This is a genomic window from Flagellimonas pelagia (assembly GCF_003584135.1).
In the GTDB taxonomy this organism is placed as follows: domain Bacteria; phylum Bacteroidota; class Bacteroidia; order Flavobacteriales; family Flavobacteriaceae; genus Flagellimonas; species Flagellimonas pelagia.
This window is the reverse complement of the sequence record NZ_QXFI01000025.1, coordinates 262,633-271,802: the sequence shown is the minus strand read 5'-3', so window position 1 is coordinate 271,802 and position 9,170 is coordinate 262,633. Positions and strand designations below refer to the sequence as shown.

The 9,170-nt window shown below is 45.2% G+C and carries 9 protein-coding genes; 7 read left to right on the top strand and 2 right to left on the bottom strand.

Annotated elements, in window-relative coordinates; all coding sequences use genetic code 11:
- Positions 1–617: gluconate 2-dehydrogenase subunit 3 family protein (locus D2V05_RS10085; RefSeq protein WP_147378227.1), on the bottom strand; the 617-nt coding region annotated here is incomplete at its 3' end.
- Positions 617–2,335 carry a GMC oxidoreductase gene (locus D2V05_RS10080; protein ID WP_119647451.1) on the bottom strand — a complete coding sequence of 573 codons (1,719 nt, stop codon included), beginning with the start codon at positions 2,333–2,335 and terminating at the stop codon, positions 617–619. The genes D2V05_RS10085 and D2V05_RS10080, both read right to left, overlap by 1 nt.
- A gap of 429 nt (positions 2,336–2,764) precedes the next feature.
- Between D2V05_RS10080 and D2V05_RS10075 the strand changes: the two genes are divergently transcribed.
- The 7 genes from D2V05_RS10075 to D2V05_RS10045 all read left to right on the top strand — a co-directional run bounded on the left by D2V05_RS10075 (position 2,765) and on the right by D2V05_RS10045 (position 9,160).
- Positions 2,765–4,003, top strand: coding sequence for a site-specific integrase (locus tag D2V05_RS10075; RefSeq protein ID WP_119647450.1), 1,239 nt, complete (start codon positions 2,765–2,767; stop codon positions 4,001–4,003).
- A 16-nt stretch (positions 4,004–4,019) separates the two neighbouring features.
- Entirely contained in the window at positions 4,020–5,198 is a 1,179-nt protein-coding gene (locus D2V05_RS10070) for a hypothetical protein (protein ID WP_119647449.1), read from the top strand.
- Between the two features lie 130 nt (positions 5,199–5,328).
- Entirely contained in the window at positions 5,329–5,631 is a 303-nt protein-coding gene (locus D2V05_RS10065; protein ID WP_119647448.1) for a helix-turn-helix domain-containing protein, read from the top strand.
- Positions 5,632–5,638: 7 nt separating this feature from the next.
- On the top strand, positions 5,639–6,847 hold the full coding sequence (locus tag D2V05_RS10060; RefSeq protein ID WP_119647469.1) for a primase-helicase family protein: 1,209 nt from the start codon (positions 5,639–5,641) through the stop codon (positions 6,845–6,847).
- Positions 6,848–7,049: 202 nt separating this feature from the next.
- Positions 7,050–7,952 carry a toprim domain-containing protein gene (locus D2V05_RS10055; RefSeq protein ID WP_119647447.1) on the top strand — a complete coding sequence of 301 codons (903 nt, stop codon included), beginning with the start codon at positions 7,050–7,052 and terminating at the stop codon, positions 7,950–7,952.
- Positions 7,953–7,997: 45 nt separating this feature from the next.
- Positions 7,998–8,294, top strand: a complete 297-nt coding sequence (gene mbpA / locus D2V05_RS10050; protein WP_119647446.1) for a mobilization protein MbpA — start codon at positions 7,998–8,000, stop codon at positions 8,292–8,294.
- Positions 8,291–9,160 carry a relaxase/mobilization nuclease domain-containing protein gene (locus D2V05_RS10045; protein WP_119647445.1) on the top strand — a complete coding sequence of 290 codons (870 nt, stop codon included), beginning with the start codon at positions 8,291–8,293 and terminating at the stop codon, positions 9,158–9,160. Before mbpA ends, D2V05_RS10045 begins: the two co-directional genes overlap by 4 nt.
- The last annotated feature ends 10 nt before the right edge of the window (positions 9,161–9,170 follow it).

Genomic DNA, 9,170 nt, shown 5'->3' with positions numbered 1-9,170 from the left:
AGGTCCCCACAGCCGATGTACTCCCCTGGGATGGGCAGGTAGGCCAGTACCTCCTCGCCGACCTTCTCAGAGGACTTGTAGGCCCATGTGGCCAGGTCCCTGAGCTCGTTGGCGAAGGTGTAGCGCGCCACCTCGTCGTCCAGGGTGGCCTCGCCCCCCTGCATGATGGCCTGCATGTAGTTCATCACCGCCTCGTTGTGCGCCTGTTCCTCCTCGTCGGTGCGCTTTTTCAGGTAGGTGGCGAGCACCGGCTCGATGTCCGCCGCCTCCAGCTCCGCCAGCTCCGTCTTGCCGGAGCCCTCCAATGCCCTGTCATAGAACTTCTCCATCTTCATCATTGTGAAGTCCCTTTGGTCCAGGGGCATCACCTCGTCCAGATAGGAGTCGATGAAGGCGTGCACGTTCACCTCGGTGGCCGAGGGGGTATCGGTCCTGGGAAGGATCACGTCCAGGGTGGTGGCCAGGGCCTGTCCCTGTCCCTTGTCCAAAAAGCCGGGCGTCCATTCCGCATAGGCCGGTTTGTCCTTGCAGCCCTGGAGCAGGCTTAACAGTGTGGGGGTCGCCACGGCGTAGCCGAAGGCCATCCCCATGTTCTTGAGTGCTGATCTTCTTTCCATTAGATGTTTCCTTTTTTGAGTTCCTGGGCGGCATGGTTGGCGGCCCTTGCGGTGAATGCCATGTAGGTGAGCGAGGGGTTCACGCAGCTGGCAGAGGCCATGAAGGCCCCATCGGTCACGTAGACGTTCTTGCAGGTGTGCACCTGGTTGTTCCCGTTCACCACCGAGGTCTTGGGATCAAGGCCCATACGCGCCGTGCCCATCTCGTGGATGCCCAAACCGAGGGCTCCTGGATTATCAAACGGTTGAACATCCCTCAGTCCTGCCTTGGTAAGCATTTCTACAGCCTGTTCTTTCATATCCTCACGCATTTTCCATTCATTGTCCCCGAATTCTGCGTCGAAGGTAACGGTGGGAAGTCCCCACTTGTCCTTCTTGTCGTAATCAAGGGTCATTCTATTATCCTCGTATGGAAGGGTTTCTCCAAAACCTCCCATACCAAAAGTCCATCCCCCTGCATTCATCATGGCGTCTTTATATTCTTTTCCATAGGAAAGTTCGGCTACGGTCTGTTCCCAATTGCCCCTTCCGGCACCTCCTTGGTACCCATAACCCCGTTTAAAGGTCTTCATATCGGAATCGCCACCGAGGTTCCTGAACCTTGGGATGTAGATCCCGTTCGGCTTCCTTCCCTTGTAGTATTTGTCCTCGAACCCATCAAATTTTCCAGAGGCTCCAACGCCCAAGTGGTGGTCCATAATGTTCCTTCCCAATTGGTCGGAATCATTTCCAAGACCATTGGGGAACCTATCCGACTTGGATTGCATCAAAATGGAAGCGGAGGCTATCGCGGAGGCGCAAAGGAAGATGACCTTCGCCTTGAACTCGAACTCCTCCTTGGTCTCCCTGTCGATCACCTTGACGCCCGTTGCCTTTTGGGTATCTGGGTCGTAGATGACCTCATGCACGATACTGTCCGGTCTTAGGGTAAGGTTTCCTGTTTTTTCCGCAGCGGGCAACGTTGATGACAAACTGCTAAAGTAGGCCCCGAAAGGACACCCTCGGATACATCGGTTCCTGAACTGGCAGCGCACTCGGCCATCACCCTCGAATTTCTTGTCACTGTTGATGTGGGCCGCCCTACCGGCAGTAACGACACGACCCCCAAAATTTTCCGCTACTTTTTCGCGAACCACTTGCTCCACGCAATTGAGTTCCATCATGGGTTCAAAAACTCCATCGGGCAATTGTGGTAATCCCAGCATTTCCCCTGATACACCGATATAGCTTTCCACCTTGTCGTACCAAGGGGCGATGTCCTTGTAACGCACGGGCCAGTCCACGGCGATGCCATCGTTCTTGTTGGCGCCGAAGTCGATGTCGCTCCAGCGGTAGCTTTGACGTCCCCACATGATGGAGCGTCCGCCCACATGGTAGCCCCGTTGCCAATCAAAACGCTTGATTTCATTGTAGGGGTGTTCCAAATCGTCCACGAACCAGAAGTTGTGGGCAGAGTTACCCAAATAACCGGTTCGTAATTGTTTTTCCTGTCTGGCTTTTTGTTCCCTGGTAAGTCGCCCGCGATGTGGAAGATCCCAGGCATCCAAATTGGCCGTTGGGTAATCCTCGCGGTGTTTTTTCATGGGGCCACGCTCCAAGACCAGGGTCTTGAGACCGTTCTCACAGAGTTCCTTGGCGGCCCAACCGCCACTGATGCCCGTTCCCACCACGATGGCATCGTAGGATTCCTGTTCCTCGTTGTAATAGAATTTGCTCATTTAGTTAAATCTTAGTTGGCTCAATTTAACAATAATAACTCAATGCCTAAAGGAAGAAGGGCTGAATAACAAACCTTTACCTGTAAATAACAAAAATGTAAGGGGTAAACAGAAATTGTGAAACACTTGCCAGAAGTAGGGGTTTGCAAGGATATAAGTGTTGAAACAACGCTTATTGTGTGTTGTGTTAAAATTTAAAACCCCTCCAAATCAAAGATTTGGAGGGGTTTTAGTGGTCCCACCTGGAGTAATTTTTTTCTACACTGTTTTTTAATCGCCTAACATTCCGTATCTTATGCTATATAAGGGCTGGGAAGAATGAAGGTGAACCAATTTTAACATTCAAATTGTATTTATTTGCCCCCTGTTTTGCCCCCCTTTTTATCCATTTTAATCTAAATGAATTCAAATCATATTAATCTGCATTAAATGCAACTAACGTTCTCGACCCGTAACGATAAGCAAAACAAAGATGGAACTTTGCCCGTCAGGGCAACAATTACCTTTAAAGGGATAAGAATCAGAAAAAATATTACAGGGGTAAAAGTATTGCCACGACATTGGAAGAATCAAAGAATCAAACCCAATACGCAAAAAGAAGATTACAACAACCATATCGAATTCAATCTTAAGCTCGATGAGTTTAGGGAAAAGGTATTTACCGTTTTTCGTTACTTCCATCTGAACAATATCCCTTTCAGCGCAGAATTGATAGAAGAGAAGCTAGATGATAGATCCTTCGGAGAAAATTCATTGGCTCCCAAATTTTTTGAAAGTTTCGATGAGTTCATTGAAACCAGCCGAACCATAAAAGCCCATGGCACCATAAAAAAATACAACACCGTCTCAGGGTTTCTAAAGGATTTTCAAAACGAGGTTTCCTACCAACTGCGTTTTGATAATATCAATATGGATTTCTATGAAAAATTTAGGGACTATTGTTTCAAGGATCGTAAAACCCTGAACAATTACTTCGGAAAACTGGTCTCTATCCTTAAGACCTTTATGAATTGGGCCTATGAGCGGGGTTATCACGATAATCTGGAATTTAAAAAATTTCGAAGGACTGAGGACAGTATTGAGGTAATCTATCTGACGATGGATGAGTTGATGGCTCTGTACCGATTTGATTTTAAATCCAAAAAATATGCTCAGATAAGGGACATATATTGTTTTGGCTGCTTTACTGGGTTACGCTTTAGTGACATCATGAACCTAAAATCTTCAAATGTCTTTTCAGATCATTTGAAAATCACTATTGTAAAAACGAAGACCATTGACCAAAAAATTCCCTTGAACAAATATGCCAAAGAAATTCTTGACCGATACAAGGGCACTATATACGAGCCCCTTCCCACTATTTCCAATCAGAAATTCAATGAGTACATAAAAGAATGCTGTTCGAAAGCCAAAATAAACACTCAAATCACAATTACAAGATACATCGGACAAAAGCGAATAGACAAAACCATGGCCAAACATGACCTTATAACCAGCCACACGGCCAGAAAGACATTTGTTACCAATAGCTTGGTCCTTGGCATGAAGGAAATGGTGGTAAGAAACATTACCGGACACAAGGACGAAGCTTCCTTTAAACGCTATGTTGATATAGCCGAAGACTTTAAACAAAAGGAAATGGACAATACCTGGAATCTTGTGCAATAAGAAAACATTAAATGAAATGACATCTTCCTATGACTATATTGCCCATAAAGTACTTGCTAAGAACAAGTATACCTTATTTTTGACCTTGCCGATAGTTTTCATAGCCCTACTAGTCTATTTGGGCATTTCGCTTTGGGAATTGGTGGCTTTCCCCGGGGCCAATCTGGAAAAATTCATAGTGGCCTTCCTTTGCATAAGCTTTGGCTGGGTTCTTTTTATTTATTTCAGCGGTATCCTTAAAGCTCCAAAAGATTTTAATGTCATCAAATACTCCAATTGTTCAATGTCCCTATATGAAGCTTTGGGCGAAACAGAAAAAAGAATGTTTCACAAATACCTGATTAAATCCATAAAGGAGAAAGACATGGGCTTTGATAGTTATATGTGCGCATTTGAAACTTATCCAAAAATCAAAAGAACGCTTCTCCAAGACCTTTCCTCCAAAAAGTTCAAAAGACGATTGTTATCGGAACTCACTTTTGAAAGACTGAACAGTGAAATCAAAAATCAAAAAAAGAAGTCACTTTGGATCCGTTCATTTTTCAGTTATAAGATAGCCATGGAAAGAGCGTTGGCCATCACGATGGAGAATGCAAGCGATGCTTCGGTTCTAAATTCCATGAAGGAGATACACAAAGCCTTGGCGATAAACATCAATATTGGCAGCAATGGCGTAACCCTGGATGCCAAAGGCTTAAAGGCAATGTTAATCGACATAAATCAAAATGTCTCTTCCGTTAATCTGGAAAATCGTATTATCCTAAACGATAGAATCACCCAAAAGCAGTTTGCCCTTGTTCTTGACTCTTTTTGCAAACGATACTTGCCCAATTTAAACGCCAAAAAATTTGCGGCCTGTTATACTGGGTTTTCAGATTATGACCCTTGCAAATATAATTTGAGAAATATCTTTCAACCTTACTTCACCGAATTGTCTCAAGATCAAGTTTTAAACTTCATTGCCCTAATGAGGTACTTGATTATCAAAGGAGTTGTCAAAAGTTCAACAACCGAGAATTCACACCACAAATTGACTAGGATCTTGGAAATATTCATTGAAAGCAATGGGTTTTCCCGGCAAACATGGAGGAAGAACTTTTCGGAAGATTATCAATATAAAAGAACATTACCCAAAAATGTGCAAATAGAGGTCAACTCTTCCATCAATAGGCTCCTCCCTCCCCTACAAACGTAAATCAAAGCTCATACAGCTGATTTTCAATATAAAGAAACCGCTTACCCGGTTCAATAGGCAATCTGATTTAGCCCAATGTTACACCTAGTTTAGTCGAAGAATTGATTGTTTCATTAAAATCTTCTAAACTATGTCAAATCCCATTCTATACGGCTTTACAAAAAAAGACCTTGAGAACACCATCGAATTGGTAATCAAAAGGCTCCAGAGAACAAACCTCGCCAATGAATCGGTCATCCATTCAGAAGAGGACCGTCTAACCCAAAAGGAAGCTGCTAAATTCTTGGGGCGATCTGAACAGTGCCTTATCAAATGGAAGAAAAAGAATTTGATTCCCTATTACCAAATTGGGAATTCAATTTTCTATTCCAAAAAGGAACTGTTGGAATGTGCGCGAAAAAATGGAAAGTTCCGACGTGTATCAACAAAATGAGAGAGCCATGTCGAAAAATATTCCATATGTCCGCATTGGCACGTCTTTCTATAAAATCGTAAAGTACCCTACCATTTCAGGGCATTTCAATGAGCAGCTGGTCCCTTGGAACGAGCATATCATCAAGCAGGACCATGGCAAGGACTATCTGGGCAAGGTGCCCAAATATGATGGGTTCGCCTGCATTCCCTGCCATGTCGATTTCAAGAAGGAACACCATGGTTTCTACAATACCTATTCCCCTTTGGTGCACGAACCGAAAGAGGGAAGCATTAAAAAGACACATGCTTTTTTGAAGCATATCTTCGGGAACCAGCTGGAACTGGGACTGGACTATTTGAAACTCCTGTACCAAAGACCGGTGCAGGTGCTCCCCATCCTCTGTCTGGTCTCCACCGAGAGGAACACAGGGAAAAGCACGTTCCTCAAATGGCTCAAGGAAATCTTCGGGAACAACCTGACCTACCTGACCAATGACAGCTTTGCAAGCCAGTTCAACGCGGACTGGGCCAACAAGCTGCTGATATGCGTTGACGAGGTACTGTTCAACAAAGAGGAGCTTACTGAGCGCATTAAATACCTGAGCACCACCAACCGGAACAAGCTTGAGGCCAAAGGCAAGGACAAAAGGGAAGTAGAATTCTTTGGTAAATTTATTCTCTGTAGCAACAACGAGGACAGTTTTATCAAGATCGATGCCCATGAGACCCGGTTCTGGGTACGGAAAATCCCATCCCTTAAAAAAGAGGACACCGATTTCTTGGACCAGTTGTGCAAGGAAGTGCCCGCTTTTTTGGATTTCCTTTCAAAAAGGGAGTACAATTCAAAGCAAAGAACACGAATGTGGTTCACAGCTAAACAGGTTTATACCCCTGCCCTTAAGAAGCTGGTGAACAATAACCGAAATAGGGTGGAGAAGGAACTGGCCAGTCTATTGCTGAGCGCCATGGAAAAGTTCGAGATGGACTCGGTGGACCTTTGTCCCATCGATGCCCTGCACATGCTCAACCGCACACGGGTCAAGACCGACCTGACCCAATTGAGGCGGTTGCTGAAAAAGGATTGGAAACTGGACAACCAGCCCAATTCAAACAAGTACCAAAAGATCACCATCTGGAACAACGGCGAGATCAACACCGAGGACGCCAAGGGAAGGTACTTTACCATAAAAAAGAATTTTTTGGTCCAAAACTTTGATGATTTGATGACAGATTGATATAAGCCCAGTGTTTATAAGGGTTTAGGCTGTCATCACTTTGTCATCATTCTGTCATCAAAATAAAAAATGATGACAGGGACAATGAAGAAAAAAAAAACGATGAAACGATGACAAAATGATGACGGGGGAACAACCAGTATTTACAGGGTCTCCCAGAGGTTTGTCATCAAATCATCAAAAATCGATTAAAAACAGAACCATGAAAGAAAAAAGAATGGACTGCGAAAAAGCCCGCAACATTGACATCGTTTCCACGCTGGCCAATTTGGGGCACTTTCCAGTCCGGAAAACGGAAAAAGAAGCTTGGTTCCTTAGCCCGTTCCGGAGCGAGACCCAAGCCTCTTTCAAGGTATCATTGAAGAAAAACTATTGGATAGACTTCGGGACCTTCGAAGGGGGCAGTACCATAGACCTGATCATGAAAATGGAGAACTGTTCCGTAAGGGAGGCATTGGAACGATTGTCCGGGAACATGGACCATTTTTCTTTTCACCAGCGGCCGAATCCAACCAAAAAGAAGCACAGGGCCAACTCGATTCAGATTATCGAGATAAAGGAAATCGAGCACCGGGCCCTAGAAGACTATCTGAGCTCCAGAAAGATTTCGACCAAGACCGCAAGAAAACTTTGCAAAGAGGTCCATTATCGAATAGGGGAGCGGACATACTTTGGCATCGGACTACAGAACAGGTCTGGTGGCTGGGAACTGCGGAACAGCTATTGGAAAGGGTCCACGTCCCCAAAGGATGTTTCATTGATCAAAAACGATTCCAAAAAATTGGCGATTACCGAAGGTATGTTCGATATGCTCACCCTTTTGGAACTTAGACCAGAGCTTCTTAATACCCATGACCTTTTGGTATTGAATACCACGGCCTTTGTAAAACGGATGATTTCTGAAATAAAGGATTATGAAAACGTAGGGCTGCTTCTTGATAGGGACAAAGCGGGACATGGGATGACGGAACTTTTAATTGAAAAGTGCCCGAACAGTAGGGATATTTCCTTCCTCTATGTAGGATTCAAGGATATCAACGAATGGAAGATGAAAAGCGCGAAGGATGAAGTTCGGCAACGAATTCAAGATGTGTCATTGTCATGACAAATCTTGCTTTTGCTCCCGAAGGTCGCAAAAGATGATGTAAAAATGAAGAAGGAGTTTGTCCAGTTCCGGTGCTCGGTCTACGAGAAGAAACTGCTGAAGGTCAAGGCCCGAAAGAGCGGTCTTTCCATCAGTGAATACTGCCGCCGTGCCGCTTTCGATGACCGTATCGTGGAGCGCATGACGGACGAACAGATAGAGGCCTATAAGCTATTGGTCAAATACCAACGGAACTTCAAGCTGATTACCAATATGTTCCGCAAGCGGAACCCCAGATTGGCAGAAGAAACGGCCCAGCTGGCCAAGGAGATACGACAACACCTTTTAAATTTCAAGAAATGATAGGCATGGGCAAATCCATATCACACACTTCGGCCTCCATGAGCTACGGGATGAATCAGGAAAAGGAATCGGAAATCATCCATAGCCAATATCTGGCAGGGGAGACCCCACGGGAGATCACCGAGGAGTTCAAGGTCATCCAAGAACAGAACGAACTGTGCCGGAAGAACACGCTGAGCTTTGTGCTGAGCCCCACCATCGAGGACGGCAGGAAATTAGAAGCGCAACAGCTCAAAGAAATGACGGAGCGGTTTATCAAGGAAATGAACCTCAAACAGCACCAAGCGGTTGCCTTTGTCCATAGGGACAAGGAACATGTGCATGTCCACCTGTATGCCAACCGGATAAACTTTCAGGGGAAGGCCTATAACGATAGCTTTATCGGGAAGCGGAGCCAACAAGTAGCGGAGCGGGTGGCCAAACAAATGGATCTGACCACGGTAAGGGAGGTACAGCAGGAAAAACTGTACCAGATGCAACATGTCCGCTCTGAAATACAAAAGATCCATGAAAAGGTCATGGCCAGGGACCACCCAAGGGACTTTGACCAATACATCAAGTCCATGGAGCAGAACAATGTAAAGGTCATTCCCAGCATCAATAAGCAGAACCAATTGCAAGGCTTCCGTTTTGAGTACAAGGGAACCAATCTAAAGGGAAGCGAGGTGCACCGTTCCATGTCCATGGGCAGGATCGCCCGTCAAATGAACTTTGAAAAGAACATGGCACAACGAATCGCCAAGGACAAGAGCATGCAGCTTTTGGGTAGGACAGTCAATGTCCCAACGAGTTTGACCCAGACCATCATAAAGAAAACCATCAAATTGGCCATAAAAGTGGTCAGGGACACTGGAATAGGAATCTAAACACAACAAC

Coding starts and splice junctions, on each gene's coding strand:
- D2V05_RS10080 (WP_119647451.1), bottom strand. CDS start 2,335: ATGAGCAAATTCTATTACAACGAGGAACAGGAATCCTACGATGCCATC.
- D2V05_RS10075 (WP_119647450.1), top strand. CDS start 2,765: ATGCAACTAACGTTCTCGACCCGTAACGATAAGCAAAACAAAGATGGA.
- D2V05_RS10070 (WP_119647449.1), top strand. CDS start 4,020: ATGACATCTTCCTATGACTATATTGCCCATAAAGTACTTGCTAAGAAC.
- D2V05_RS10065 (WP_119647448.1), top strand. CDS start 5,329: ATGTCAAATCCCATTCTATACGGCTTTACAAAAAAAGACCTTGAGAAC.
- D2V05_RS10060 (WP_119647469.1), top strand. CDS start 5,639: ATGTCGAAAAATATTCCATATGTCCGCATTGGCACGTCTTTCTATAAA.
- D2V05_RS10055 (WP_119647447.1), top strand. CDS start 7,050: ATGAAAGAAAAAAGAATGGACTGCGAAAAAGCCCGCAACATTGACATC.
- mbpA (WP_119647446.1), top strand. CDS start 7,998: ATGAAGAAGGAGTTTGTCCAGTTCCGGTGCTCGGTCTACGAGAAGAAA.
- D2V05_RS10045 (WP_119647445.1), top strand. CDS start 8,291: ATGATAGGCATGGGCAAATCCATATCACACACTTCGGCCTCCATGAGC.